26 protein-coding genes are annotated in these 26062 nt (G+C 69.8%); 10 read left to right on the top strand and 16 right to left on the bottom strand.

The window, feature by feature from the left end; all coding sequences use genetic code 11:
- The first annotated feature begins 124 nt into the window (after positions 1-124).
- On the top strand, positions 125-1312 hold the full coding sequence (locus tag EV382_RS07585; protein ID WP_130400880.1) for a ThuA domain-containing protein: 1188 nt from the start codon (positions 125-127) through the stop codon (positions 1310-1312).
- Between the two features lie 88 nt (positions 1313-1400).
- Positions 1401-4232, top strand: coding sequence for a PQQ-dependent sugar dehydrogenase (locus EV382_RS07580; protein WP_130400879.1), 2832 nt, complete (start codon positions 1401-1403; stop codon positions 4230-4232).
- 48 nt (positions 4233-4280) lie between these two features.
- Here the strand turns inward: EV382_RS07580 and EV382_RS07575 are convergent, their stop codons facing one another.
- Positions 4281-5060 (bottom strand): helix-turn-helix domain-containing protein, encoded by a 780-nt coding sequence (locus EV382_RS07575; RefSeq protein WP_244236584.1) that lies wholly within the window; start codon positions 5058-5060, stop codon positions 4281-4283.
- A gap of 68 nt (positions 5061-5128) precedes the next feature.
- Between EV382_RS07575 and EV382_RS07570 the strand changes: the two genes are divergently transcribed.
- Complete coding sequence (locus EV382_RS07570; protein ID WP_130400878.1) at positions 5129-5515, top strand: nuclear transport factor 2 family protein; 387 nt, start codon at positions 5129-5131, stop codon at positions 5513-5515.
- On the opposite strand, the gene EV382_RS07565 is transcribed toward EV382_RS07570, so the two are convergent.
- Positions 5512-6456: an acyltransferase domain-containing protein gene (locus EV382_RS07565; protein ID WP_130400877.1), complete on the bottom strand. Its 945-nt coding sequence runs from the start codon at positions 6454-6456 to the stop codon at positions 5512-5514. The genes EV382_RS07570 and EV382_RS07565 overlap by 4 nt on opposite strands.
- A 29-nt stretch (positions 6457-6485) precedes the next feature.
- Positions 6486-7070 (bottom strand): hypothetical protein, encoded by a 585-nt coding sequence (locus tag EV382_RS07560; protein ID WP_244236583.1) that lies wholly within the window; start codon positions 7068-7070, stop codon positions 6486-6488.
- Between the two features lie 156 nt (positions 7071-7226).
- On the opposite strand from EV382_RS07560, the gene EV382_RS07555 reads away from it, so the two are divergent.
- Positions 7227-8144 carry an NAD-dependent epimerase/dehydratase family protein gene (locus EV382_RS07555; protein WP_130400875.1) on the top strand — a complete coding sequence of 306 codons (918 nt, stop codon included), beginning with the start codon at positions 7227-7229 and terminating at the stop codon, positions 8142-8144.
- A 19-nt stretch (positions 8145-8163) separates the two neighbouring features.
- On the opposite strand, the gene EV382_RS33765 is transcribed toward EV382_RS07555, so the two are convergent.
- Entirely contained in the window at positions 8164-8535 is a 372-nt protein-coding gene (locus EV382_RS33765; protein ID WP_130400874.1) for a LysR family transcriptional regulator, read from the bottom strand.
- A 168-nt stretch (positions 8536-8703) separates the two neighbouring features.
- Here EV382_RS33765 and EV382_RS07545 point away from each other — a divergent pair, with 168 nt between their 5' ends.
- Positions 8704-9024: an SDR family NAD(P)-dependent oxidoreductase gene (locus EV382_RS07545; RefSeq protein WP_130400873.1), complete on the top strand. Its 321-nt coding sequence runs from the start codon at positions 8704-8706 to the stop codon at positions 9022-9024.
- A gap of 43 nt (positions 9025-9067) precedes the next feature.
- Here the strand turns inward: EV382_RS07545 and EV382_RS07540 are convergent, their stop codons facing one another.
- Together EV382_RS07540 and EV382_RS07535 are read right to left on the bottom strand one after the other, a co-directional pair.
- Positions 9068-9508, bottom strand: a complete 441-nt coding sequence (locus tag EV382_RS07540; protein WP_130400872.1) for a VOC family protein — start codon at positions 9506-9508, stop codon at positions 9068-9070.
- 15 nt (positions 9509-9523) lie between these two features.
- A complete protein-coding gene (locus tag EV382_RS07535) occupies positions 9524-10309 on the bottom strand; it encodes a hypothetical protein (RefSeq protein WP_130400871.1) in 786 nt (261 codons plus the stop codon).
- A gap of 56 nt (positions 10310-10365) precedes the next feature.
- Between EV382_RS07535 and EV382_RS07530 the strand changes: the two genes are divergently transcribed.
- Positions 10366-11157, top strand: a complete 792-nt coding sequence (locus EV382_RS07530) for an MBL fold metallo-hydrolase (RefSeq protein WP_130400870.1) — start codon at positions 10366-10368, stop codon at positions 11155-11157.
- A gap of 218 nt (positions 11158-11375) precedes the next feature.
- On the opposite strand, the gene EV382_RS07525 is transcribed toward EV382_RS07530, so the two are convergent.
- From EV382_RS07525 to EV382_RS07510, 6 genes are all read right to left on the bottom strand, one after another.
- Positions 11376-11903, bottom strand: a complete 528-nt coding sequence (locus EV382_RS07525) for a PspC domain-containing protein (protein WP_130400869.1) — start codon at positions 11901-11903, stop codon at positions 11376-11378.
- Between the two features lie 3 nt (positions 11904-11906).
- On the bottom strand, positions 11907-12230 hold the full coding sequence (locus EV382_RS07520; protein ID WP_130400868.1) for a PadR family transcriptional regulator: 324 nt from the start codon (positions 12228-12230) through the stop codon (positions 11907-11909).
- 131 nt (positions 12231-12361) lie between these two features.
- Complete coding sequence (locus tag EV382_RS32655; protein WP_165435744.1) at positions 12362-12535, bottom strand: hypothetical protein; 174 nt, start codon at positions 12533-12535, stop codon at positions 12362-12364.
- 378 nt (positions 12536-12913) lie between these two features.
- Positions 12914-13054: a hypothetical protein gene (locus EV382_RS32650; protein WP_165435743.1), complete on the bottom strand. Its 141-nt coding sequence runs from the start codon at positions 13052-13054 to the stop codon at positions 12914-12916.
- A 134-nt stretch (positions 13055-13188) separates the two neighbouring features.
- Positions 13189-14385 carry a helix-turn-helix domain-containing protein gene (locus EV382_RS07515; RefSeq protein WP_130400867.1) on the bottom strand — a complete coding sequence of 399 codons (1197 nt, stop codon included), beginning with the start codon at positions 14383-14385 and terminating at the stop codon, positions 13189-13191.
- Positions 14386-14837: 452 nt separating this feature from the next.
- Positions 14838-15164, bottom strand: a complete 327-nt coding sequence (locus EV382_RS07510; RefSeq protein WP_130400866.1) for a zinc finger domain-containing protein — start codon at positions 15162-15164, stop codon at positions 14838-14840.
- A gap of 340 nt (positions 15165-15504) precedes the next feature.
- Here EV382_RS07510 and EV382_RS07505 point away from each other — a divergent pair, with 340 nt between their 5' ends.
- Both EV382_RS07505 and EV382_RS07500 read left to right on the top strand, forming a co-directional pair.
- A complete protein-coding gene (locus EV382_RS07505; RefSeq protein ID WP_130400865.1) occupies positions 15505-15921 on the top strand; it encodes a DUF6896 domain-containing protein in 417 nt (138 codons plus the stop codon).
- 115 nt (positions 15922-16036) lie between these two features.
- A complete protein-coding gene (locus tag EV382_RS07500; protein ID WP_130400864.1) occupies positions 16037-16885 on the top strand; it encodes a hypothetical protein in 849 nt (282 codons plus the stop codon).
- A 511-nt stretch (positions 16886-17396) separates the two neighbouring features.
- Here EV382_RS07500 and metH read toward each other — a convergent pair.
- On the bottom strand, positions 17397-20897 hold the full coding sequence (gene metH, locus EV382_RS07495; RefSeq protein ID WP_425271977.1) for a methionine synthase: 3501 nt from the start codon (positions 20895-20897) through the stop codon (positions 17397-17399).
- A 276-nt stretch (positions 20898-21173) separates the two neighbouring features.
- Here metH and EV382_RS07490 point away from each other — a divergent pair, with 276 nt between their 5' ends.
- Together EV382_RS07490 and EV382_RS07485 are read left to right on the top strand one after the other, a co-directional pair.
- Entirely contained in the window at positions 21174-22043 is an 870-nt protein-coding gene (locus EV382_RS07490) for a PAC2 family protein (protein ID WP_030332815.1), read from the top strand.
- A gap of 124 nt (positions 22044-22167) precedes the next feature.
- Positions 22168-22959 carry a GntR family transcriptional regulator gene (locus EV382_RS07485; RefSeq protein WP_130408559.1) on the top strand — a complete coding sequence of 264 codons (792 nt, stop codon included), beginning with the start codon at positions 22168-22170 and terminating at the stop codon, positions 22957-22959.
- 370 nt (positions 22960-23329) lie between these two features.
- Here EV382_RS07485 and mshC read toward each other — a convergent pair whose 3' ends face one another.
- The 3 genes from mshC to EV382_RS07470 all read right to left on the bottom strand — a co-directional run bounded on the left by mshC (position 23330) and on the right by EV382_RS07470 (position 26031).
- Positions 23330-24568, bottom strand: coding sequence for a cysteine--1-D-myo-inosityl 2-amino-2-deoxy-alpha-D-glucopyranoside ligase (gene mshC / locus EV382_RS07480; RefSeq protein WP_130400863.1), 1239 nt, complete (start codon positions 24566-24568; stop codon positions 23330-23332).
- 66 nt (positions 24569-24634) lie between these two features.
- On the bottom strand, positions 24635-25453 hold the full coding sequence (locus EV382_RS07475; RefSeq protein WP_130400862.1) for an SCO1664 family protein: 819 nt from the start codon (positions 25451-25453) through the stop codon (positions 24635-24637).
- Positions 25450-26031, bottom strand: coding sequence for a DUF3090 domain-containing protein (locus EV382_RS07470; RefSeq protein ID WP_130400861.1), 582 nt, complete (start codon positions 26029-26031; stop codon positions 25450-25452). The genes EV382_RS07475 and EV382_RS07470 overlap by 4 nt, the downstream gene beginning before the upstream one ends.
- Positions 26032-26062: the final 31 nt, after the last annotated feature.

The following is a 26062-nucleotide window of genomic DNA, read 5'->3' as shown; positions in this document are numbered from 1 at the left end:
ACCCCACCACCGAGCAGCACCTCAGCCGAGCATCGGCGGCCCGGCTTCCGCACCACCGCCACCCTGGCTCCTGGCCTGCCCGCGTGCACGGCCCGGGGTCGACGCTCAGCAGAGGAGCACGACCATGCGTTCCCGTCCCCGCCTGTTGGCACTCGTCACCGGCCTGGCAGTCATGCTGGCCAGTCTGGTCGCCCTGCCGACACCCGCCTCGGCGGCACCACTGACCAAGGTCCTGGTGTTCAGCAAGACCGCCGGCTTCCGGCACTCGTCGATTCCGAACGGCATCGCCGCGATCCAACAGCTCGGCTCGGCAAACGGCTTCACCGTGACGTCCACCGAGGACTCGGGTCAGTTCACCACCTCCAACCTGGCCCAGTACCAGGCGGTGGTCTTCCTGTCGACGACCGGCGACGTTCTCAACGCCAGCCAGCAGACGGCCTTCGAGTCGTACATCGCCGCAGGTGGCGGCTACGTCGGCGTGCACGCCGCCGCCGACACCGAGTACAGCTGGCCGTGGTACGGCCAGCTGGTCGGTGCGTACTTCGACTCGCACCCGGCGATCCAGAACGCGACCGTGCGGATCGAGGACAACACCAACCCGTCGACGGCGCACCTCCCGGCGAACTGGGTCCGCTCCGACGAGTGGTACAACTACCGCACCAACCCCCGCTCCAGCGCGCGCATCCTCGCCAACCTCGACGAGTCGTCCTACAGCGGCGGCAACATGAGCGGCGACCACCCGATCACCTGGTGCAAGGCGTACGGCGGCGGACGGGCCTGGTACACCGGCCTCGGGCACACCGAGGCGTCGTACACCGACCCGAACTTCACCCGGATGCTGCTCGGCGGCCTCCAGGTCGCTGCCGGCTCGGTAACGGCCGACTGCTCCCCGCGGACGACCACCCCGCCGCCCACCGCCACCGGCTCCACCCTGCGGGCCCGCGCCAACAACCAGTACGTCAGCGCGCTCAACTCCACCACCCCGCTGATCGCCAACCGCAGCAGCGTCGGCACCACCGAGCGGTTCGACCTGGTCAACCTCGCCAACGGCAACGTGGCGCTGCGCGCCAAGGGCAACGGGCAGTACGTCGCGGCGGAGAACGCCGGGGCCGGCTCGCTGATCGCCAACCGGGCCACCGCCGGTGCCTGGGAGACGTTCCAGTTGGTGCGCAACTCCGACGGCACGGTGAGCCTGCGGGCCACGGTGAACAACCGGTACGTCGCCGCCGAGAACGCGGGCGCCTCCGCGCTGATCGCCAACCGGACCTCCATCGGCCAGTGGGAGAAGTTCGACCTGGTCACCACCAACTGACCGCGCCTCGGCGCGCTCTCCACCACCCCTTTCCGGCCGTGGTGCGCCCCCGCACGCCTCGGCCCCGATCGTCGAGGAAGGACGATCAATGCTCTCGTACCCCCGGCGCTGGCCCCGGGCGCTCTTCGCGGCGGTTCTCACCGTCGCGAGCGCGGCCCTCGCTGTGGCTGCTCCGTCCACCGCCCAGGCGGCGGTGATTCCCGCCTCCGACTATCAACAGGTCAAGCTCGCCACCGGCTCCGCCGAGCTGGGTGAGGCCATGTCCCTGGCCGTGCTGCCCAACCGCTCGGTCCTGCACACCGCCCGCAACGGCGTGCTGCGGGTGACCGACGTGGCCGGCAACACCAAGGTCTCCGGCACCCTGTCCGTCTACACGCACGACGAGGAAGGGTTGCAGGGCGTCGCCGTCGACCCCAACTTCGCCACCAACCGGTGGGTCTACCTGTACTACTCGCCCACGCTGAACACCCCGGGCGGGGACGCCCCGACCACCGGTTCGCAGTCGGACTGGGACCGGTGGAAGGGGCACCTGCGGTTGTCCCGGTTCACCCTCAACAGCGACGACACGCTCAACCTGGGCAGCGAGAAGATCGTGCTCCAGGTCGCCAATGACCGTGGCCAGTGCTGCCACGTCGGCGGTGACCTGGACTTCGACGCCGCCGGCAACCTGTACCTGACCACCGGCGACGACACCAACCCGTTCGAGTCGTCCGGCTACGCACCGCTGGACGAACGGACCAACCGCAACCCGCAGTTCGACGCCCAGCGCACAGCCGCCAACACCAACGACCTGCGCGGCAAGCTGCTGCGGATCAAGCCGCAGGCGGACGGCACGTACACGATCCCGTCGGGCAACCTGTTCGCCCCCGGCACGGCGAACACCCGCCCGGAGATCTACGCGATGGGTCTGCGTAACCCGTTCCGGATGAGCGTCGACAAGGCCACCGGCGTCGTCTACCTCGGCGACTACGGCCCGGACGCCGGGTCCACGAACTCCAGCCGGGGCCCCCAGGGTCAGGTGGAGTTCAACCGCATCACCGCGCCCGGCAACTTCGGCTGGCCGTACTGCACGGGCACCAACACCAGCAGCGAAACATACAATGAATACACCTTCCCGTCCGGGCCGTCGCAGTCCAAGTACAACTGCACGGGCGGGCCGACCAACAACTCGTTCCGCAACACGGGCCTCGGCACGCTGCCCGCGGCGAAGCCGGCCTGGATCAAGTACGCCGGCGACTCCGGCTCACCGTCAGAGTTCGGCAGCGGCTCCGAGTCGCCGATGGGCGGGCCGGTCTACCGCTACGACGCGTCGCTCAACTCCAGCATCAAGTTCCCCCAGTCGCTCAACGGCCAGTTCTTCGCCGGCGAGTACGGCCGCCGCTGGATCAAGGCCATCGCCATCAACTCCGACGGCTCCCGTGGGGAGATCTCCAACTTCCCGTGGAGCGGCACGCAGGTCATGGACATGGCCTTCGGCCCGGACGGCGCGCTGTACGTGCTGGACTACGGCACCGGCTCGAACAACCAGGCGCTGTTCCGCATCGAGTACATCGGCGGCGGCAACCGCAACCCCATCGCGGTCGCCTCGGCGAACCCCACGTCGGGGGCCAACCCGTTGACGGTGAACTTCTCGTCGGCGGGCAGCTCCGACCCCGAGGGTGGGGCGCTGAGCTACCTGTGGACGTTCGGCGACGGCACCACGTCGACGGCGGCGAACCCCACCAAGACGTACACCACGAACGGCACGTACTCCCCCACGTTGAGGGTCACCGACCCGAATGGGTTGACCGGCACGGCGAGCCTGGTCATCACCGTGGGGAACACCGCTCCGACGGTGACGCTCACGTCGCCCGCCGACGGGCAACTGTTCAGCTTCGGTGACACGGTGTCGTACCAGATCAGCGTCAGCGACCCGCAGGACGGCACGATCGACTGTTCCAAGGTCAGCCTGACCTACGCGCTGGGCCACGACAGCCACGCCCACCAGATCACCTCGAAGAACGGGTGCAGCGGCTCGATCACCGTACCGACCGACGGGGAGCACGACTCGGCGGCCAACATCTACGGGGTCTTCGACGCCGCCTACACCGACAACGGTGGGCTCACCACGCACAGCATCAGGACGCTGCAACCGAGGCACCGCCAGGGTGAGCACTTCGGCGCCACGTCGGGCGTGCAGGCGACCGACCACACCAACGCCGAGGGTGGCCGCACGGCCGGGTTCATCGAGAACAACGACTGGATCTCGTACCAGCCGTACAACCTGTCCAACGCGAACCGCATCACCGTGCGGGCGTCGTCGGCCGGGGCCGGCGGCACCATCGAGGTACGGGCCGGGTCAGCCACCGGCACACTGCTGGGCACCGTCTCGGTACCGGTGACCGGTAACTGGGAGACCTTCACCGAGGTGTCCGGCACGATCAGCAACCCGCCCAGCGCGTCGACCACGCTGTACCTGGTATTCAAGGGCGGGTCGGGCTACCTGTTCGACGTGGACGCGTTCACCTTTACCACCGGCACCGGTGGCAGCACGCCGGTGACCACGCTGCGGGCGCAGGTCAACAACCAGTACGTGTCGGCGGTCGGCAGCACCGCGCTGATCGCCAACAAGGCCAGCGTCGGCAGCACCGAGCAGTTCGACCGGGTGGACGCCGGCAACGGCAACATCGCGCTGCGGTCGCGCGCCAACGGGCTCTACGTCTCGGCCACGAACGCCGGTGCCGGAGCGTTGGTCGCCAACGCCACGGCGGTCGGGTCGTGGGAGACCTTCCAGCTCATCACCAACTCGGATGGGACGGTGGGTCTGCGCGCCACGGTCAACAACCAGATCGTGTGCGCCGAGAACGCCGGGGCGGGCTCGCTGATCGCCAACCGGACGTCGGTCGGCTCCTGGGAGAGGTTCATCCTCACCACCGGCTGACAGGCCGGGGGTGGCGGGGCCCGGCCTGGGCGGTGACCAGGCCGGGCCCTACCGCGTGAAGTAGGCGGCGCTCTGCGAATCTGCCGGGTAGTAGGACTCGACCGCGATCTCCTCGATCGTGATGTCCATCGGGGTGCCGAACGTGGTGATGGTCGAGAAGAGCCGCAGCTCGCGCCCACCGACCCGGACGACCATCGGGAGCACCACGTCGGCGTCGAGCCGCTCGTTCGTCGACTCGTCGGGCACAGGGCTCAGCAGTTCCTCGTAGAGGGCGGCGAGCTCCGGGTCGGGGGCGGCGGCGAGCTGGCGCGAGATCCGGCTACGGAACACCGCCCGCACGTCCGCCAGGTTGACGACCAGCGAAGCGAGCCCGCGCGGGTCCAGGCCCAACCGAACCAGGTTCACCGGTGGTCGCAACAGATCGGGGGCCACGTACGCGAAGAACGGCTCGACCGCCCGGTTGGTCATCAGAATGTTCCACCGGCGGTCGAAGACCAGCGCCGGATATGGTTCGTGCGCCTGGAGCACCCTGCGGACCGCGTCGAGCGCACCGGCCAGGGCGGTGTCGTCGAGCGGACGCTGCGCGTACCGGGGCGCGAAGCCGGCGGCGAGCAACAGCTGGTTGCGATCACGCAGCGGCACGTGGAGCTGGTCGGCGAGCCGGATGATCATCGCGGCGCTCGGCGTGGACTTACCGGTCTCGACCAGGCTGACGTGCCGAGCCGATACGTCCGCGGCGATCGCCAGGTCGAGCTGGCTGAGCCCGCGGCGCTTGCGCCACTGCCGTAGGAGTTGCCCGACCGTGTGCACGATCATGAGCCTACTCATCGTCGCTCCCGACGCTATGAAGTGCGATGTCATCGACAACCACCCGGGCCGCGGAAACACTTGTGCCCATGACCACCGAGAACAAGACCATCGTCGGACGTGCGTTGGCCGGGTTGATCGATACCGGGGACGTCGACACGCTCGCCTCGTCCCTGAGCGAGGACTTCATCCATCACCGCTCGGATTCGACGACCTCGACCAAAGCGCAGTGGCTCGCCGCGGTCCGCACCGCGCTGGGCCCGACCGCTGGCATGCGGGTCGACATCCTGCACCTGCTGGCCGACGGTGACCACGTCGTGGTGCACTCGCGACGCCGACTACCCGATACCGGGACGGAGATCGTGGTGGTCGACGTCCTACGCATCGCCGAGAGGTTCATCGCGGAGGCGTGGGAAGTCATCGAGCCGGCGGCCGACGCGGCCGCCAACGGGACGTGGTGGGAGCCGACTGTCTAGATCGGGAAGCGGCCGTGGCGCCAGTGCCAGTGGCCGCCGGCGCGCAGGTGGTCGATGATCGCGCGCTGGAGAACGGTGCGGCGCGGCAGTTCGTCGAGCGGTGTGCTCAGGGTGCGGAACCCGAAGCGCAGCACCTCGATGTCGGCGTCCGGCCCCTCCGACGCCTGGTAGGGCTCCAGCGCGAACCGGCGCTGGAACCGCACGATGTTGGAGTCCTCGGGAAGGTACTCGCGCAGCTGCGGGTCGAGCAGCCACGAGCCGCAGGAGAACGCGGTGTAACGCTCGTCGGGGAAGTGCCGCGGAAAGAACGCGCGGGCCTCGTCGAGCGACGCGTCGACCGCCGCCGGGGTCAACGGCCCCGAATCGGGGATGTGCAGGCCGATCGCGCCGTCGCCGCGCTGGTGCTGGAGCCGGCCCAACTCGTAGACGCTGCCGCGCGAATGCAGCGTCAGCCAGCTCTGCATGACCGGCCAGCCCTCGCCGCGCATCCGTCGGTCGATGGCGAGGTTGCGGCCCAGGTCGGCGAGGGTCACCCAGGACACGGCGTCGGGGATTCCGTGGTCGCGGTGGTATCCGCGCGCGACGTCCACCAGGGCCAGGTACGCGTACACGTAGAGGTGCCGCCAGGCGGGCCCTCGGTCGCGCGGCAGCTCCGGGCCGGGCGGCAGCCAGTCGTAGCCGGCGAGGTCGGCGCGGACCAGGGCGATCGAGCGGTCGAGCAGCCAGCGCAGCTCGGGTGTCCACAGCGCAGAGTCGGGGTCGGGCCAGCCCGCGATGATCTCGGCGGCGTCGTCCGGCGGCACGGCGAGCCGGTCGAGGATGGCGGGCGCGTCGCCCTTGGCTGGCAGCGGGGCTGACGGCTTGTCACCGGCGAGTCGGTACACGCGGTCGATGTCCTCGACGGGCACCCCGAGTCGGGCGGCGATGTCGTCCAGATCCACGCCGACGACCCTACCGCTCGGCGGGCAGCTCAGGAGCCCGCCGGAACTCCGGCGTCGAGCTGCCCGACCATCGGGGCGAGGAGGTCGTTGAGCTCCCGGGCCAGCACCGCCACAGCCCGGCGTGCCGCTGCGGCGACGTCGTCGTCCGGACCTCCGGGCGCCGGCGGCAGATCGTCGAGCGGGACCGGCGCCTCCACCTGAAGCAGCGCGCGCAGGTACGGGCGGCGCGTCTGGTCCTGCTCGGTGGGGGTCGTGAACTGGCCGAACAGTTGGGGCCAGTTCTGCCAACCACGGTCGCGCTGCCACTGCTTGGTCCAGGTCAGCTCGGCCGGCCAACGCGACGCCACGGTCACCGCGCAGACCAGGCTGCCGTCCCACGGGCTGCGCGCGCAGGTCGCCGAGATGATCCGCCGGTGCCAGCGGACGAAGCCCGGCGACAGCTCGGTGGCCAGCCGCCAGGAGGTCACCGCGAACGCGACGGGCGCGAAGTCACCCCAGGTGTCGGCGAACTCGTCGATGCGACGAAGCACCTCGGCCTCGTACCGGCCGCGACCGTGGACGCCGTGCTCGCGGTCGAACTGCTCGTCCAGCCAGAAGGCCCGCGGATCCGGCATCCTCAACCCCCGTATGTCAGACGTCCGTGGACACCCGGCACGCCATGCCCACTGTCGATCCTCTACCCGAGCCTAACCTCTGCGGGAGGACGTCGGAGCGTATCGGCGGTGCTCGTGGGGTTGACAACGCACCGGCTCCAGAGTGGACGATGCACCGTGCGAATTCTTGTGGTGGGTGGCAGCGGCCTGATCGGCGCGCACGTCGTGGATGTCCTCCGGGAGCGGGGTCACGCCGCGACGACGGTGGCGCGTACCGCCCAGCCGGGCGTCGACCACCTGCTCGATGTCGGGTCCGCCTCGGTCGACGACCTGCGGTCGGTGCTCGCCGGTCACGACGGTGTCGTGTACGCCACCCGCACCGACGAGCAGCGGGCGCTACCCAAGCCGATCTATCCCGAGTTCCGTCGTGACAACGTCGACCCGGTCGTACGCCTGTTCACCGCCGCCCGTCTCGAAGGTCTCACCCGGGGCGTCGTGATGGGCTCGTACTACACCTACTTCGACCGGCTCCACCCGCAGTGGCGCCTCGCCGAACGGCACACGTACATCCGGTGTCGCCTGGAGCAGGCCCGGGAGGGCCGGGCCGCCGCCGGTGACGGCCTGCCGGTCGCCGTCCTCGAACTGCCCTTCGTCTTCGGTCGGGCCGGCGACCGGCTGCCCAACTGGGCCGGGCCGCTGGACCGGTGGGCCCGCTCGCGTACCCCGCTGGTCGCCCCGACCGGCGGAAGCGCCGCGACCTCCGCCCACAGCGTGGCGGTCGTCGCGGTCGACGCCCTGGAGCAGGCCAGCGGCGCGGACCTTCCGGTCGCCGACGAGAACCTCAGCTGGCACGACATGCTCGCGCGCATCGCCGCGGCGGTTGGCCGGCCCCGCCGGGTCCGCCGCCTGCCGGCCGGGGTGGCACGGGCCGCGCTGCGACTCGGCGGAGCGGCCCAGGCGGCCGGCGGCAAGGAGTCCGGCATGAACCCCAGCCACCTCGCCAATCTGCTGCTCGCCGACCTGTTCGTCGAACCGGCGACCGGCCGTCCGCTGGGCCCGGCCCTGGCCGAGACCTTCCCCGCCGGCGACGCCTGACCCCCCGGGGCGGGGGTCGTCAGGTGGCGGGGGCCTGCCGCACCGCGAGGTCCACGAACTCGTGCACCAGCGGTGACCGGTTGCCCTCGGCCCACGCCAGGCACACCTGGTTGTGGCCAAGGTCGACGACGGGCACGTGGATGACGTCCGGTCGCGTGTAGAACGTCGCCGTCGACAGCGGCAGGATCACCATCCCCGCGTACGCGGCGACGTGCTCCAGCTTCTCCTCGACGGAGTTCAGCTCGGGCCGCGGGCGCAGTTCGTGCTCGAAGGCCCGGATCTGACGCGACAGGACCGGTTGAGCGATGTGCAGCCGCGCGGCGGCCCGGCCGAAGTGCAGCTCCTCCGCGACCGCCACGAAGTAGCGCAGCTTCCGCAGATCGACGTCCACCCTGCCCCCGTCCGGTTGCCGCGCCGGGCGGTTCCACGATACCCGCCGGGTATGACTGGGGTGATGCTCAACGGGCATCACAGGAGGTGAAAGAGGTCTTGGACGGGGGCGTTCCCGGCGGAGCACGGTGGTAACCGTCTGCACCAGACGATCCGGAAGGACACGATCATGACCCTCATCGACCAGCGCGTCGTCGTACTCGGCGGAACCTCGGGAATCGGCCTCGCCACCGCCGCCCGGGCCGCCCGCGAGGGCGCCCAGGTCGTGGTCGCCTCCCGCAACCAGCGCAGCGTGGACCGCGCCCTGACCACCCTGCCGACCACCGCCCAGGGGTACGTCGCCAACCTCACCGACCCCGACGCCGTGTCCCGGCTGTTCCACGATCTCGGCTCGTTCGACCACCTCGTCTACACCGCCGGTGAACCCCTCGCGCTGATGTCCGTCGACGCCCTCGACTGCAGGCGACCTACGCCACCGGCACGGTGGTGACCGTGGACGGCGGCACCTTGATCGCCTGAGCCCGCCGCGGCTGTCAGCGGAGCTGTTCGGCCAGGCCGACGACGATGCCCTCGGGGCCGCGGACGTAGCAGAGCCGGAAGATGTCCTCGTACCTCTGCACCTCGCCGACGAGTTCGGCGCCGCGGCCCCGCAGCCGGGTGATCACATCATCGATGTCGTCGACGGCGAACATGATGCGCCGAATGCCCAACGTGTTCGCCGGCGCGTCCTTCGGTTCCGTGCGGATCGCCGCCGGACGGTGGAACATCGCCAGCTCGACCTTGCCGTGGCCGTCCGGGGTCCGCAGCATCGCCACCTCCTGCCGCACGTCGTCGATCCCGATGACCCGCTCCACCCACCGCCCCTCGACCGGCCCTCGCCCCTCCACCTCCATGCCGAGTTCGACGAAGAACGCGATGACCGCGTCAAGATCCTCGACAACGATGAGGACGTTGTCCATCCGCTGGATCGCCATGCTGGGTCTCCCTGCTCACGGGTACGAGTTGCGTCCGGCCACGGATGCCTGTGCGACGGGATGCACGTACTCGATCTGACAATGCGAACACTGCTGACCGGTGAACGTCGCCGACACCACGATCACCAAGCCATCGCCTCGGCCCAGTGACCTGCGCACATCTCTACCCTGCCTGCGGCCAAGCAAGGTGTGGAACAGGATTTCCGCCGCCGCCGCAGTGCCGTACGTCGACAGGCCCGCACACAGAAACCCGCGCCCCATCTTCGGCGCGAAGGGGTTTCTGCCGACCAGGATCACGGCCAGGTCCCGGGTGGGTACGCCGGTCACCCGGCGCAGATCGTAGTCGTCCACGCGGAACTCGGTGCCGACGGCGATCGCGCCGTTGGCCGCGTCGATGCGCACGTCGCTACCGGCGTACATCTCATTGAACCCCCGCAGGAAGTCCGCAGCGCACGAGTTGAACAACGGACCACCGAGGACAACCAGATCGCCGTGCAGAGTGTGGGCGACGCGTTCGCTCATATGGATCGACAGCGGCTTCTGCCGGTAGTAACGCCCCAGCGCCTTCGCCACCCAGGCGATCGCCATGACCTCACCGTAGTTGGTTTTGTATGACCGCGCGGTTCCCCCCGGGCTCTTCGAAAACCCTGACGTCGACACGACGACGTCCACAGCGCCACTGCGCGAGAAGGACAGGAAACGTCGTGCGTGCGTGACCGAACTGACCAGGTGGCGGGCGGCGATAAGGACCGGCACGGTCCCCAGGGCGCCAAAGAGGTTCAGCAGGTCACCGAGCGACATCCCCGACCTCCGGACCGCAAAACGGGTAGCTGCGTCGTCGCCATATCGTAGTTGGGGTGAGCGACACAGACGCAGGCCGAAGCGACCGCTCGGGCCACGTGCTGCACCTGCTCGGCACTGGCGGCTGGATGCCCAGCGGTCAGCGGGAAACATCCTGCTTCATGATCCGGCGTGGGACCACCGTGCTGATTCTCGACGCCGGCACCGGGATCAGGAGGCTCGCGACCCAGCCGTCACTGCTGGAGGGTGTCGAGCGCATCGACATCGCCCTCAGCCACTTCCACCTGGACCACCTGGTCGGCCTGAGCTACCTCGACGCGATCGGCACCGGCATCGAGAAAGTCGTCTGGGGCCCCGGGCGCGCGGCGTACGGGGTTTCGACCATCGACATCCTGAACCGCATCCTCGCCCCGCCGTTCTCCTCAGCCGCCCGGCAGGAGTTGTTCACCGCCGTAAAGGACATCGACATGGCTGGCGAACAGATCGGCCCGCACCCGGTCACCGTGCGGGTACAGGATCGGCACACCCACCCCTCCGTCTCCTTCCGCTACGCGGACCTCGTCGCCTACTGCACCGACACCGCGTTCGACGCGGACAATGGCGGGCTCGCGCGAGGCGTCCGGTTGCTGCTGCACGAAGCGTGGCTGACCGGCCCCACCGGCTCGGCGTCGCACTCGACAGCGAGCGAGGCGGCGCGCGTCGCGCTGATGGCCGAGGCGCAGGCGCTCATCCTGGTGCACCTCGACCCTCGCGCCGAGCACGACCTGCTGCTGGCCGAATCCCGAAGCCTCTTCACCGCAACTGATCTGGGCCGCGACGGGCTCGCCATCCCGCTCGGCGCGTCGTGAGGTGCGGTCGTGATCGACTGCTCCGCGATGATGCCAGCCCTTGGCCGAGCTGGGGTCGTGCGGATGACCAGTCCCGGTCCCACTCGGTCGAGGCGCTGAGCGCATACGGGATCGTGTCGACCAACTCCTGCGGTGCCTCTATCTGCCACGCACGTACACAGCAGCCGCAGCCGGTCTGCACGATCGAGGCTGGCCTTGGCCGTCTGTGCGCTTTCGGTTCAGGGGTATCGCGGTGCGTCGCGTCGACGCTCATAGTCGCTGACCGTCGGGACGACGGGCAGCACGAGCAGCAGGACCAGGTACACCACGGCGAGTAGTCCACCGGTGACCAGGGTCAACAGCAGCACGACGGTGCGTACCCAGTCGACGCGGAACTCCCCGTATGCCGCGACGCCGAGGCAGATGCCGCCGAACCAACTACCCTCCTTGATCCGGCACCAGAATCGGCCACGCGAACTCCCCTCGGCGGACGGCGGCACGGGGCGTGCCGGGCTCACCGGCCCCAACTCAGCCAGGATCGCTGCCATCTGAGCACCGGTCACCGAGTCATCGACCGAGCCTGTGCTGGTGCTCAACCGATCGCCGATCGCCGATTCGAGGTCTCGGACGATCTCGTCAGCGCCCGGGTCGATGCGCAGCGCACGTCGCGCATCGTCCAGGTACTGTCGCAGGGCGTCGCGCGCTTCACGAGTGGCCGGGAAGGCCGCGACATGCCCGGTGAGGCGGATGGATACCGGCTCGTTCATGGATCATCGTCCAATCGTGTTGATCATGAGAGTCAGCTCGTTCCAGTGGATGCGGAACGCGGCGAGCTGCCCTCTGCCGGCATCCGTGAGGGAGAAGTACTTCCGGGGCGGCCCCGACGGCGACTCACGCCACTCGTGGTGCACGAGCCCGTCCCGCCGGAGCTTGCTCAGCAGCGGATACAACGTGCCCTCCTGGGCCGGGAAGCCAGCTGCCTGTAGAGCGGCGAGGATCTCGGCTGCATACCGCTGCTGGGATTCGACGGCAGCCAGTACGAGTGGTTCGAGCAGGCCGCGCCGCAACGCTACGAGCTTCGGATCGGTCTGCATACGACTACCTTTACACAGCAAGGTACCTGTCCGCAATGCCAGCGCGCCTGCCCGGCCTGGTTGGCCGTTCAGTCCCGAACGCGTAGACATAGTCCCCACGAGCGCCTGACGTGCTGCTGTACTGCTGGCCGTCAGACGAGGCGTTGGATGCGTACCTTCGGGCGCTCGTTCCTGAGGTGGCCATGCTTGTGCTGGCGGACCTGCTCGTCCCAGACCTCCTGGTCATAATCCGGGTCTGGCGGGATCCACCGGTGGGACCCGTCGCTGTAGTGGAACTTCTCGTCGCCCGGCCGCAGGATGCTCATCGGCTCCAGCCGAGGAATCGGTTGTGCAGGTGGCCGGCAGGAACGTGGGCAAGGTCTTGAGCGCAAGGCCAGTCGGTGCCGCAGCCGCCACACATCCAGGCTGGCGTGACCGGGAGGTGGGTCGTCATCTCGCTGCCGACGCGACCAGGACCTCCACCCTGACCAGTAGCTCCCAGCAGAACGGCGCCGTACAGTCCGCGGACTCCCACGCGCACTCCAGCCCATGGCCGTACACCCAGGCATACGCGGGGTCGTGAGAGTCATGGACAGACACGACCCGGATGTCGTGGTAAGTGTGGCCGAGCTGCCCGGGCCGGATCTGCCACTCGCCGGGTCGGATGGACACTCGGGTGCCCTGGGCGGGCATCGCCCGGGCGGTCACCGGGTCGACCCGTCGTAGAGGTGCTCGGCGGCCCGCCGGTGAGCCTGCGCGACCAGCCGATCCTTGGCGGCCGCCTGTTCGCGGGCCTGGATTGGCGGGTTGGCCTCCAACAGCCACAACCTGAGGAAAATGTGCACAGTGCCGCCTCCGCCGGTCCGGGGGCGCGACGGTCCTCGCGATAGCGCTGCGGTCGATCCGCGCCCGGTTCAGTGACCAGGACGTTACGTACGCACACGGACCGCAATGGGGACGGTCTGTCCCCCTGAGACAACTACCCCTCCACGCCGATGGCAAGCGCGAGCTCGCGCGCGTCCTCGCCCACCGTCCCCGACCGGGACGACAACTCCAGCGCGGCCGTCCGTGAGTAGGGGTTGTGCCGGACGGTGTCCACGCTCTCCCGCAACGCCCGACCGAGCAGGTGCACAGCGGCGACTTCCTCACGACGCAGCAGGTGCGCCCGAGCGGCGTCGATCAAGTGCCCAGCACGTCGGGTACGCGACGGTATCGCGCCGTAGTTCGTCGAGTCAGCGCGGCGCACTGCCTCCCCGGCATGGCACAGATCCGTCTCCAACGTCACCGCGTACCCGGCGCAGGCCGCCGTGCCGAACATCAGCCACGGGTGGGCATAGTGAGCGCCCAGCCGGTCAGCCGCAGCGTCAGCGGCGTCCCAGGCCCGCCACGCCTGCCCGTCCCGACCCGCTTTCGCGTGGCCAAGCGCGCGACCCAGTTGAAGCTGCGCCCACCGGGCGTACTGCTCTACACCCGCTTCCTTGTCGACGAGCTGTTCGGCGTCGGCGAGCACGAGATCGGCCGCGTCGACCTGGTTCGCTGACCGGTAGACGTGCGCGTAGTACCACGCCGCGGCTGCGATCGCGTCTGGGTCATCGGCCTCCTGCGCGGCGTTCATGGCCCGGTCGGCCGCCAACCACACAAGCTCCGGGTATGGCTGGTAGGCGACGTACAGCTGCGCCAAGTGGTAAACGCGTGCCAGCTCGGCCAGCGCAACCCGCCTATCCGCGCCGTCGAGCCGCCGCGTTGAGCGTCGGGCGTCGTCGAGAAGTCCTGGTAGTACTGCGGCCACGGCGGTTCGTTCGGCGCTGGATCGGTGCCACAGCGACCACGCCTGGTCAACGAGTCCGCGCAACACGGCGACGGGTATCGGGTCGCCGGCCGGCACGGTGGAGCGTTGCATCGCCGCAGCGACGCTGTCGACGGCAGGGTGCCCAGCGCGCGTCACGGATGCGACCGGCAGAGACTGGTCGCCGGTCAGCTCAGCCAGGTCGGTGATGTCGAGGACCTCCGCCAAGCGCAGTAGCATCGGCAGCCGCGGCGTGAGTAAGCGCCCAGTTTCGAGGGCTTTGACCCAGTCGGCGCTGCGGCCGACGAGTCCGCCGAGGACGGCGCGGGTCTTCCCGACGTGTTCACGATGCGCGCGAAGGCGGGCGCCAAAGGTACTCGGCTCAGTCATAGCCATGGCCTTCCCCAGGTAGCGGTCTGGGCGGCGGCCCGCCGACCGCTACAACCGGCGGGCCTGCTATCACCGACGGTACCGCGATGAGTTACCCGAGTTGCGAACGCCGCGTGCGGAATCTGGAGCCGGCGGCCGGTGGGCAAGCACCGGCCGCCTTCCTGCGGCACATAACTCACCGTCGACCGGCAGATCCAATCCGGCGCGGGCGGGATGGTCGAGGCGTGCCCACTGAGGAACCGCGTGACCACCTGTCGCACATCACTTGTCGGACCACCGACGCGGCTGTCAACGCTGGCTGAGTTTTTCAGGCGGAGCCGACAGACTCACCATGCTGGGACGCCACTGCCTCCCCACCTATCGTCGCCGCTGTGCAATCTCCGCAGTGGGGTCCGGGTAGGGCATGACCCCGACCCGCCCCCTCCGTCCGTGCCAGTGGAGACTCGCGCGAGTCAGGCGAGCGGCTCGGGAAGGGGCACCTCTCCCCTGATCGCCTGTGCACTCAACGCGATGCGTTCAGGGTGGAGTTTGCCCTCGTTCAGCGGATGGCCAGGCGCGTTGACACAGGTCTGGCCTGACTGAGCACTACAGACCGGGCACTGAAGAAAATAGCCGCTGGACGGCACCAGCTCGACGCCCTGAGCCAGGGCCGATTTACCGATCTTGACGATGGCCCGGTACAGGTTGGGGTCCTGGTGCCGGGCAGCCGCGGCGGCCGCTTCCCGCATACCGTTCCAGAACTCCTCGACCGCTTGTGGTTCGTCGACATCAACCCGCATCCGTCGGGCTCCCCGCTGACGAACCGCCTAAACCTGACCACTCTGCACGCCTCGCCGCGTGCTCCTGCAAGGTGATCTCAAGGCGTTCAGCCGAGGGTGGGCCGACCTTCAGCGATCTGTTCTTCCACCGGCTGCCCCGACCAGGCTAGCCATGGCTCCGCGCCGGACTTCGGCATTAGACGCACCGGTTCAGGAAGCGTCGATGCGAGCAAACGCGTCCTGCTCATGGCCTGGCTTAACCTGCCGAACACCCCTACTGCCGTCCGACGAACCGAACGCGCCGTCCCATCGGGGCCGCGACGGGCACGACCGCGGACTGTCACACGAGCATACTGATCATGTGGACGAGAACGCCGAGTTGGCGATCGAGGCAGTACGACGCTACGCCGCCGCTCTGGAGCGCATACGGTCGCACTTGCTCGACGCGTACCCGGCTCTTGATTGTGTCTCGGACCTGATGGTGGCAGTGAGGCATACGCGGACGCTGCCTCGCGAGGGCAAGTCGAGTACAGGTATCGAGTACTCGGTTCACGGCGCTGGCTGCCGAATGACCGATCAGCAAGGCCGGGCGGTCGACGTTGACCTGGTCGACGGTATCGAGGCATTCGACGCCTGGCGAATCAAATGGTTCCTCGACGAACAGTCGGACGCCTGCCCCACGGTCGAGGAGCTGCGCGTGGCGTGCTCCTACCTCTCGAGCCTGAACGAACTGCGGGAGGTGCGGGCCGGCCACTGGTACGCCCTGCCGGGACGCTGACACGGCGACCGCACTGCACTGCACTGCACTGCATGGGAACCTGCCAACGCCGTACAACGCGATGAAAATCTGGAACGGACGCGCGATGTGAGCCCTACTCGGCGTTGCTAACGTCGTGGCGACGTCTGGAGGGGCGAACGGGGAGGACGACGCGCTGGCCAGCAGCGGAAGTACAGCCACCTTGGCGAACCGGCGTGCTCGCGCGCCGATCGTCGTGATCGGCAGCGTCGTGGCGTTGGCCGCCCTCATCGCGCCGGGGTACCGGCTGGGTACCGACCCGCGGATCGAGCACGGAGAGGTCGTCATCCTCGTGGCGCTGGCTCCGGGAGTCCTTCTGGTGCTGTCCTGGCTCATCCGCCTGACGCAGTGGTGGGGTGCCGCTCGTGCTCCCGCGAGGCACGTCATGGTGACCGCGCATCTGGCGCAGTCGGGAAGCGCGGGGCGGGCCACCGCTGCGGCGCACGCCGTAAGCGCCGCCGGCGGGATCGACACCAGCCCCAAGGGATACGCCGTGTGGTTGACGGTGAGCGGCCGGACCGGCGGTGTCCTGCACCAACGCGTCGTCTGGGAACCGTGGTTGCGCGAGCTGACCAGGTCGCGTCAGGCCACGGTCCGGCACGGGTCCGGCGTCAGCGTGGTCGACGTGGCCGGGTACGGGCGGCTCTGGCCGGCGAGTCTCACGCTGCGCCGTCGTCCCTACGGGGTCAGACTCATTCCGTTCCGCAAGGCCTGGGGGCTGCCGAAAGAGAACAGCCTCTCGCACGGCCGGCTGGCCTACCTTTTTCTCCTGCTCCTCATGCCCTGTGTGGCCGGCGCCGTCACCCAGGGTGTGTGGGCGCTGCTCGGGTGGTGGGTGGCGTACGTCGTCGCCTCGATAGCCGCCACCGGAGCCTGGTTCGGCATCATCCCGCCCGGCGTGTTTTCGAAAGCAGCCCGTCGGGGCCGCGCCCCGACGACGTCGTGACCACGGACGCGATCGCCGTTCCGGTGCTACAGGCGGCTGGCCTCACTCGCCTCCGCCGCCTCCGCCGTCGTCGCTCCCGCCGGCACTGCCACCGTCACTCCTGTGACCGTGCCCGGCAACCCACCATCCGTCGGCGTAAGGGCTGACCCCCGACCCTTCCAATCGCTTGACCCGCGTTCTGCGCACCACCACTATTCCGAGCACGGTAGCGACCAGAGCGCCCAGCACGAACAGAACCTCGAACATACGGTCAGAGTACGGTGGCGAATCGAACCCAACGGTTCGGGCAGCGGTGACGAGGCTGCGGCCGGCGATCCCGAATCCTCCACCCAAGGCGACCTCGGCCACGATTTCGCCGGTGTACATCATGGATTCGGGGCACTTTGCTACGCCGTCGGTGAGGGCCAGGCCGCCGAGGACGTTTGGAAGCCCTCGACGGCCTGGACACGCATGATCATGGTTCAGCGACCCTCGGAACGGTCGTCATTGCAGGTCAGCGACCCCGCGACCGTTACTTGGCGTTGAAGTAGTTGGCCTCCGGGTGGTGGACCACGATCGCGTCGGTGGCCTGCTCGGGCATGAGCTGGAACTCCTCGGACAGTTCGACCCCGATCCGGTCCGCGCCGAGCAGATCCATGATCTTCGCCCGGTCCTCCAGGTCGGGGCAGGCCGGGTAGCCGAACGCGTACCGGCAGCCCCGGTAGTCGTTGTGCAGGATGCCGGCCAGGTCCGCCGGATCGTCGTGCCCGAGCGGGCGACCGTCGGGCAGGGTCATCTCGGCGCGGATGCGCTGGTGCCAGTATTCGGCGAGGGCTTCGGTGAGCTGCACGGAGAGCCCGTGCACCTCCAGGTAGTCGCGGTACTCGTTGCGGGCGAACAGCTTCGCCGCGTACTCGCTGACCGGCTGACCGACGGTGACCAGTTGCAACGCGACCACATCGAGCTGGTCGCCCTGGGGCTTGAAGAAGTCCGCCAGGCAGAGCCGCCGCTCCTGCCGCTGCCGGGGGAACGAGAACCGGGCGCGCTCCGCGTGCCCGTTCTCGTCGAGCACCACCAGGTCATTGCCTTCGGAGTACGCGGGGAAGTAGCCGTACACCACGGCTGCCTCAAGGACCTGGTCGGCGATCAGCCGGTCCAGCCAGTACCGCAGGCGCGGCCGGCCCTCGGTCTCGACCAGTTCCTCGTAGGAGGGTCCGTTGCCGCCCCGGGCACCCCGCAGGCCCCACTGCCCGGAGAAGGTGGCCCGCTCGTCGAGCAGCGCCGCGTAGTCGGCCATCGGCACGCCCTTGACCACCCGGGTGCCGAAGAACGGCGGGGTGGGCACCGCCACGTCCGTGGCCACGTCGGAGCGGACCGAGGAGTCGTGCAACTCCGGCAGCGAGGTGGTGACCAGCGAGCGCTGCCGTTCCCGACGCGCCCGCCGGGCCGCGAGAGCCGCTTCCCGCTCCGGGTCGATCACCGGGGCACCGCCACGCTTGGCGGTCATCACCCGGTCCATCAGGGACAGACCCTCGAAGGCGTCGCGCGCGTAGTGCACCTGCCCGGGGAACGTCGAGCGCAGGTCGTCCTCGACGTACGCGCGGGTCAACGCCGCCCCACCCAGCAGGACGGGCCACCGCTCCGCCACCCCACGGGTGGCCATCTCGGCCAGGTTCTCCTTCATGATGACCGTGCTCTTCACCAGCAGCCCGGACATACCGATCGCGTCGGCGCGGTGCTGCTCGGCGGCGTCCAGGATGGCGCTGATCGGCTGCTTGATGCCGATGTTCACCACCTCGTAGCCGTTGTTGGACAGGATGATGTCGACCAGGTTCTTGCCGATGTCGTGCACATCGCCGCGCACGGTGGCGAGCACGATGCGGCCCTTGCCGCCGTCCTCCGCGGTCTCCATGTGCGGTTCCAGGTAGGCCACCGCGCTCTTCATCACCTCGGCGGACTGGAGCACGAACGGCAACTGCATCTGGCCGGAGCCGAACAGCTCACCGACCACCTTCATGCCGTCCAGCAGGATGTCGTTGATGATCGACAACGGGGACCGGCCGCCGGCCATCGCCTCGTCCAGGTCGGCCTCCAGGCCGTTGCGCTCACCGTCGATGATCCGCCGCTTGAGCCGCTCGTCCAGCGGCAGCGCCGCCAACTCCTGGGCCCGGCTGGCCCGGGCACTGGTCACGTCGACGCCCTCGAACAGCTCCAGGAAACGCTGCACCGGGTCGTACCCCTCGCGGCGCCGGTCGTACACCAGGTCCAGGGCGACCTCGCGCTGCTCGTCGGGGATCTTCGACATCGGCAGGATCTTGCTGGCGTGCACGATCGCCGACGTCAGGCCGGCCTGCACGCACTCGTGCAGGAACACGGAGTTGAGCACCTGCCGGGCCGCCGGGTTGAGCCCGAAGGAGATGTTCGAGATGCCCAGGGTGAAGTTGACACCCGGGTAGCGGCGGGCGATCTCCCGGATCGCCTCGATCGTCTCGACGCCGTCGCGGCGGGTCTCCTCCTGCCCGGTGGCGATCGGGAAGGTCAACGCGTCGATCAGGATGTCGGCGCGGTCCATGCCCCACCGGCCGGTCAGGTCGTCGATCAGCCGCGCCGCGACCCGGACCTTCCACTCCTGGGTACGGGCCTGCCCCTCCTCGTCGATGAGCAGCGCCACCACCGCCGCGCCGTGCTCACGGACAACGGGCATCACCCGCGCGTAGCGGGATTCGGGGCCGTCGCCGTCCTCGAAGTTCACCGAGTTGACCACGCAGCGGCCGCCGAGCATCTCCAACCCGGCCTCCACCACGTTCGGCTCGGTGGAGTCCAGCATGATGGGCAGCGTGGACGCGGTGGCGAACCGGCCGGCCAGCTCGCGCATGTCCTGCGTGCCGTCGCGGCCGACGTAGTCCACGCAGAGGTCGAGCAGGTGCGAGCCGTCGCGCGCCTGACTGCGGGCGATCTCCACGCAGGCCCGCCAGTCGCCGGCGAGCATCGCCTCGCGGAACGCTTTGGAGCCGTTGGCGTTGGTCCGCTCCCCCACCATCAGCACCGACGCGTCCTGGGCGAACGGCACCGGGTGGTAGACCGAGGAGACGCCCGCCTCGTGTCGGGGCTCGCGGGCCGGGGCGACCGTGCCGTGCAGCCGCTCGGCCAGCACCTGGATGTGCTCCGGGGTGGTGCCGCAGCAGCCGCCGATCAGCCCCACGCCGTACTCGGTGATGAACCGCTCCAGGGCCTCGGCCAGTTCCACGGGAGTCAGCGGGAAGTACGCCCCGTCGGCGGTCAGCACCGGCAGGCCGGCGTTCGGCATCACCGACAGCGGGATGCGGGAGTGCTGCGACAGGTAGCGCAGGTGCTCGCTCATCTCGGCCGGGCCGGTCGAGCAGTTGAGCCCGATGAGGTCCACGCCGAGCGGCTCGATCGCGGCGAGGGCCGCGCCGATCTCGCTGCCGACCAGCATCGTGCCGGTGGTCTCCACGGCGACGTGACAGATGATCGGCACCGACTGGCCCAGCTCGGCCATCGCCCGCTTCGACCCGACCACGGCCGCCTTGACCTGGAGCAGGTCCTGGCAGGTCTCGATGATCAGCGCGTCCGCGCCACCGGCGATGAGACCCGCCGCGTTCTCCTGGTAGGCGTCGCGCAGGGTCGAGTAGTCGGCGTGCCCGAGGGTGGGCAGCTTGGTGCCCGGCCCGATCGAGCCGAGCACGAACCGGGGTCGCTGCGGGGTGCTGGCCGCGTCGGCGGCCTCCCGGGCGATCCGGGCGCCCGCCTCGGACAGCTCGCGGATGCGGTGTGGGATGTCGTACTCGGCCAGGTTGGCGAGGTTGGCGCCGAAGGTGTTGGTCTCGACGCAGTCGGCGCCGACGGCCAGGTAGGCGTCGTGCACCCCGCGCACCACGTCCGGGCGTGTGACGTTGAGGATCTCGTTGCACCCCTCCAGCCCGTCGAAGTCGTCGAGCGTGAGGTCCGCAGCCTGCAACATCGTGCCCATCGCGCCGTCGGCGATAAGAATCCGCTCGGCCAGCACATCCATCAATGAAGTCCGCACCCGCTTAGGTTAGTGCGATTCCGCCAGACTCCACGACCATCCTCGAGCGATCCCCTATTGTGTCACGGGGATCACCCTGTCTGGTTCGTTCGGGTATGACCTGCTGCCAGAGCGGCTGACCGGCGCGGCCGACGGGCCGCACCCTTGCCCTGCACGTAGGCTGGCGGACGTGAAGGACAACAGGGACGCCGCCGTGCCACACGGTATGACGACCGGGCGCGGTCCCGGCGTCAGCCGCGACGAGCAGGGTGAGGTGACGGCGTGACCGAGTTCGACGGACTGCCGGTGCTGCGGTCCCCGGTGGCGATCGCCGCGTTCGAGGGCTGGAATGACGCCGCCGACGCGTCCACCGCCGCGGTCGAGCACCTGGAACAGGTCTGGAACGCCCGGCAGATCGCCGAGCTGGATCCGGAGGACTTCTACGACTTCCAGGTCAGCCGGCCCACCATCACCATGGCCGACGGGGAGACCCGGCGGGTGGAGTGGCCGACGACCCGGTTCATGGTGGCCAGTCCGGAGGGCACCGACCGCGACGTGGTGCTGATCCGCGGCATCGAGCCGAGCATGCGGTGGCGGACGTTCTGCGAGCAGGTGTTGGAGATCTGCCACAGCCTGGAGGTGGAACGGGTCGTGCTGCTCGGCGCGCTGCTGGCCGACGTGCCGTACACCCGGCCGCTGCCGATCAGCGGCAGCGCCTCCGACGCGCAGGCCGCCGAGCGCTACCAGCTCACCCCCACCCGGTACGACGGGCCGACCGGCATCGTCGGGGTGCTGCACGACGCCTGCACCCGCGCCGAGGTGGACGCCGTCTCGTTCTGGGTGCACGTGCCGCACTACGCCAACAACCCGCCCTGCCCGAAGGCCACCCTCGCCCTGCTGCACCGGGTCGAGGAGGTCGTCGACCTGCCGGTGCCGATGGCCGACCTCGCCGAGGAGTCCGCCGAGTGGGAGCAGCGCGTCCGCAGCGCCGCCGAGCAGGACGCGGAGTTGGGCGAGTACGTCCGCGAGTTGGAAGAACGGGTCGGCGACGAGGGCATCACCCCGTTGACCGGTGACGAGATCGCCCAGGAGTTCGAGAAGTACCTGCGCCGCCGGGGTGGTTCGGCCGGCCCCACCGCCGGCTCCTGGTAGCTGTCTTTTTCGTACGGGCCCTCGGACCTTCTCTGGTTCGAGGGCCCGTTTTCGCGTGTCCGGGGTAGCGCCGCCACACCCTCTAGGGCATCCTAGGAACCTAGATGTGATCAAGGAGGCGGGTGTGCAGATCAACCCCGGGGCCGCCGAGTTCCCGCACCGACAGATCGCCGCGCAGCTCAAAGCCCAGGTCCGTCGCGGCGACTGGGGACCGGGCGAGCGGCTGCCGTCCATCCCGGCCATCGCCGAAATGTTCGGCGTCGCCAAGCAGACCGTGCAACGCGCCGTCGACCAGCTGCGGGTCGAGGGCATCCTGATCACCAAACCCGGCTCCGGTACGTACGTCCGGGGCACCCGCCGCCGCCTCAACCGCCTCTCCCGAGGCCGCTACGGCGGCTTCCGCGGCTACCACACCGACCTCGCCGCCCGATACCGGCAGCAACTCGTCTCCGTCGGGCCCGCCCCCGCCCCCGCCGAGGTGGCCGACGCCTTCGGCGTGTCAGACGGCACCAGCCTGCTCTGCCGCCGGCACCTCGTCCGCACCGACGACTCCCCCGTCGAGGTGGGCGCCTCCTGGTTCCTGCCCCGCGACACCGACGGCACCTCGCTGGAGCGCACCGAGGCGTTCGGCCGGCCCCTCTACCAGGAGGCCGAGGAAGCCACCGGACGGCGGTACGTCTCGGCCACCGACACGATCAGCGCCCGCCAGCCGAGCCGGGAGGAGGCGGAAATCCTTCAGATCCGACCCGACACCCCCGTGCTGCACCTGCTGCACGTCGCCTACGACGCGCACCGCAAGCCCATCGAGGTGGCCCAGGCGACCTGGCCCGGCCCGATGACCACCCTCACCGAGGAGTACAAGATTCCCGCCCCGACACCCGACCCAGAACCCGACCCCGGCCTGGTCCTCGGCTAGCGGCCCAGCCCCGCCGCCCCACCCCACCCAGCCCCAGCCCCAGCCCCAGCCCCAGCCCCAGCGATCTTGCGCTGACTGCTGCGCTTTTGCCCCTTTACGCGACTTTCGCGGCGCTAGAAAGTGCAAGATCCGCAGCGAGACGCGGGGCGCGCGACGTGTAGCTACACGCCCCGATCGAGCGACCGGTCGATCATGGAGTTGTGGTGCCCCGCATAAAGGACGAAGCACCACCTTCCGCCCACCACAACTCCATGATCGGCGCGAGCGACGCACCGCGCGAGCGACGCACGGGAGCGCACGAGCCACCGCACGCGCGCGCGAGCGCGGCGCACGCGCACACGAACGCGGCGCGCGGCTCTGGGCCGGGCGACTACAGGCGGATGCCGAGGAGGGCGTCGACGGTCTTCGCGAAGAGGGCCGGAGCCTCGGGGTCGTCGGTCGCGCCGGCGAGGGCCGCGTCGGCCCAGCGGTCGGCTGCGGCCAGGGCTCCGGGGGTGTCCAAATCGTCGGCCAGGCGTGCGCGTACCTGCGCGAGCAGCTCGGCCCCGGACGGCCCGGCGGGCGCGGCGGCGGCCCGCCGCCAACGGTCCAGGCGCTCCTGCGCGGCGGTGAGCAGGGCGTCGGTCCAGGTGCGGTCGCTGCGGTAGTGCCCGGAGATCAGCGCCAGGCGGATCGCCATCGGGTCGACCTTGTCAGCGCGCAGCCGGGACACGAAGACCAGGTTGCCGCGGGACTTGGACATCTTCTCGCCGTCCAGGCCGATCATCCCGGCGTGCACGTAGTGCTCGGCGAACGGTGCCTGGCCGGTGAGCCGCTCGGCGTGCGCGGCGGAGGCCTCGTGGTGCGGGAAGAGCAGGTCGTTGCCGCCGCCCTGCACGTCGACCCGATCGCCGAGCAGGTTGAGCGCGATCACCGCGCACTCGATGTGCCAGCCGGGGCGGCCCGCGCCCAGCTCACCGCCGGGCCAGGACGGCTCGCCTTCGCGGGCGCCGCGCCACAGCAGCGGGTCCAGGGGGTCACGCTTGCCGGGCCGGTCGGGGTCACCGCCGCGCTCCGGGAAGATCTCCAGCATCTGCTCACGGGTCAGGTTCGACTCGTAGCCGAAGCGGGGCGTGGCGGAGATGTCGAAGTAGACGTCGCCGGTGCCGTCGTCGAGCCGGTACGCGGCGCCGTCCTTGAGCAGCACCTCGACCTTGTCGGCGATGTCCGGGATCGACTCGACCGCGCCCACGTAGTGCTCCGGCGGGATGATCCGCAGGGCCTCCATGTCCTCGCGGAACAGCGCCGTCTCGCGCATCGCCAGGACCACCCAGTCCTCGCCGTCGCGGGCGGCCCGCTCCAGCAGCGGGTCGTCGATGTCGGTGACGTTCTGCACGTAGCGCACCGGGCGGCCGGCGTCGCGCCACATTCGCTGCACCAGGTCGAACGTGATCATGGTGGCGGCGTGGCCGAGGTGGGTGGCGTCGTACGGGGTGATGCCACAGACGTACATGCTGCCCGCGTCGGCCGGCTCACTCGGGTGGACACCCTGCCGTGCCGAGTCGTACAACGCCAGCGGCTCGCCCTTACCCGGCAGCCGTGGCACCTCGTGTCCCGCCCAAGACTCCATGGGATCAGCCTAGCCAGCCCGGCCCCGACGCCGGAGCGCCCCACGGGTGATCAAGATGACAGCTGGTCACATGGGTGGCCAGGGCATGGCCGGCCAGTCCTCCGGAGGCTGGGGGAAGCGGCCGGTCTCGCGCAGCCGGTCGACCCGGGCGGCGACCTCGCCCACCTCGCTGATCGTGAGGTGGTCGGCCAGCTCCGCGCCGAGCGCCCCGCTGACCTGCCCGGCCAGCGCGTCGAGCATCTCCACGGCGTCGGGGGGCAACTGCTTACCGGCCCAACCCCAGAGCACCGTCCGCAGCTTGTCCTCCACGTGGAAGCTCACCCCGTGGTCCACGCCGTAGATCCGGTCATCGGGCCCGACCAGCACGTGACCGCCCTTGCGGTCGGCGTTGTTGAGCACCGCGTCGAGCACCGCGAGCCGGGCCAGCCGCGGGTCGTCGGCGTGCGCCAGCGTGTACGCGGCCCCGTCGTCGTCGCGGGCCGCGGCGATCGGGATCCAGCGCGGCGGCAACTCCCCGGCCGGCAGGAAGCCGACAAGCGGTTCGGCGTCCTCCGGCTCGTCGATCCACAGTTGGCAGGACCCGGGGCCGAACGGGCCGTCGCGCAGCACGGTGGGTGGCACCAGGTCCCATCCGGTGGCCCGGGAGACCAGGTACGCCGAGACCTCCCGGCCGGCCAGGGTGCCGTCGGGGAAGTCCCAGAGGGGGCGCTCGCCGCGGACCGGCTTGTAGACGCAGCGGGCGGTCACCTCGCCCAGGGTCAGGATGCCGCGCAGCGTCGTGTTCGACGCGTCGACCAGCCGACCCTCCAGGTCGAGCACGCCGTCACGTAGCAGCCGCAGCGCGGCGTCGCCGTCCTGGCGGGGCTGGAGGCCGGACGACGTCACCGGTGATAACCGTTGTGCCGCGGGCAGAGGTGCCCGGCGGGGTCCAACGGTTGGCCGCAGAGCGGGCACGGTGGCCGGCCCGCGTTGACCACTCGCCGGGCCCGCTCGATGAACTGGCGGGTCGCCTGCGGGGTGAGCCGGACCCGGAGCCGATCGAGGTCCTCGTCCGGCTCGTCGTCCTCGTCGTCGTCCTCGTCGTCGTCCTCATCGCCGAGCTCGACCTCGGGCTCCACCTCGCCCGCCGCGATCGCCTCGATCACCACGGTCGCGGTGTCCACGTCGAAGGCCAGCCCGAGGGTCCCGACCCGGAACTCCTCGTCGACCGGAGTGTCCAGCGGCTCGTTGTCGCCGATCACCGACGCCAGCTCGGGCAGGTCCACCCCGAAGCGACGCTGCGCCTCGGTGAGCAGCTCCTCCAGCTTCTCGGCGAGCAGGGACACCTGGACCTTCTCCAGCGCGACGCTGACCAGCCTGCCGCCGCCGCGGGCCTGGAGGAAGAACGTGCGCTCTCCCGGCGGCCCGACAGTCCCGGCGACGAACCGCTCCGGCGGTTCGAAGGCGTGCACCTGGTGGGTCATACCCACGACCCTATCCGGCCCGCCTGAGCAT

Origin of the sequence: Micromonospora violae (assembly GCF_004217135.1) — a bacterium.
Taxonomy (GTDB): Bacteria; Actinomycetota; Actinomycetes; order Mycobacteriales; family Micromonosporaceae; genus Micromonospora; species Micromonospora violae.
The sequence above is the reverse complement of the archived record's forward strand: the minus strand, read 5'-3'. Positions and strand labels throughout refer to the sequence as shown.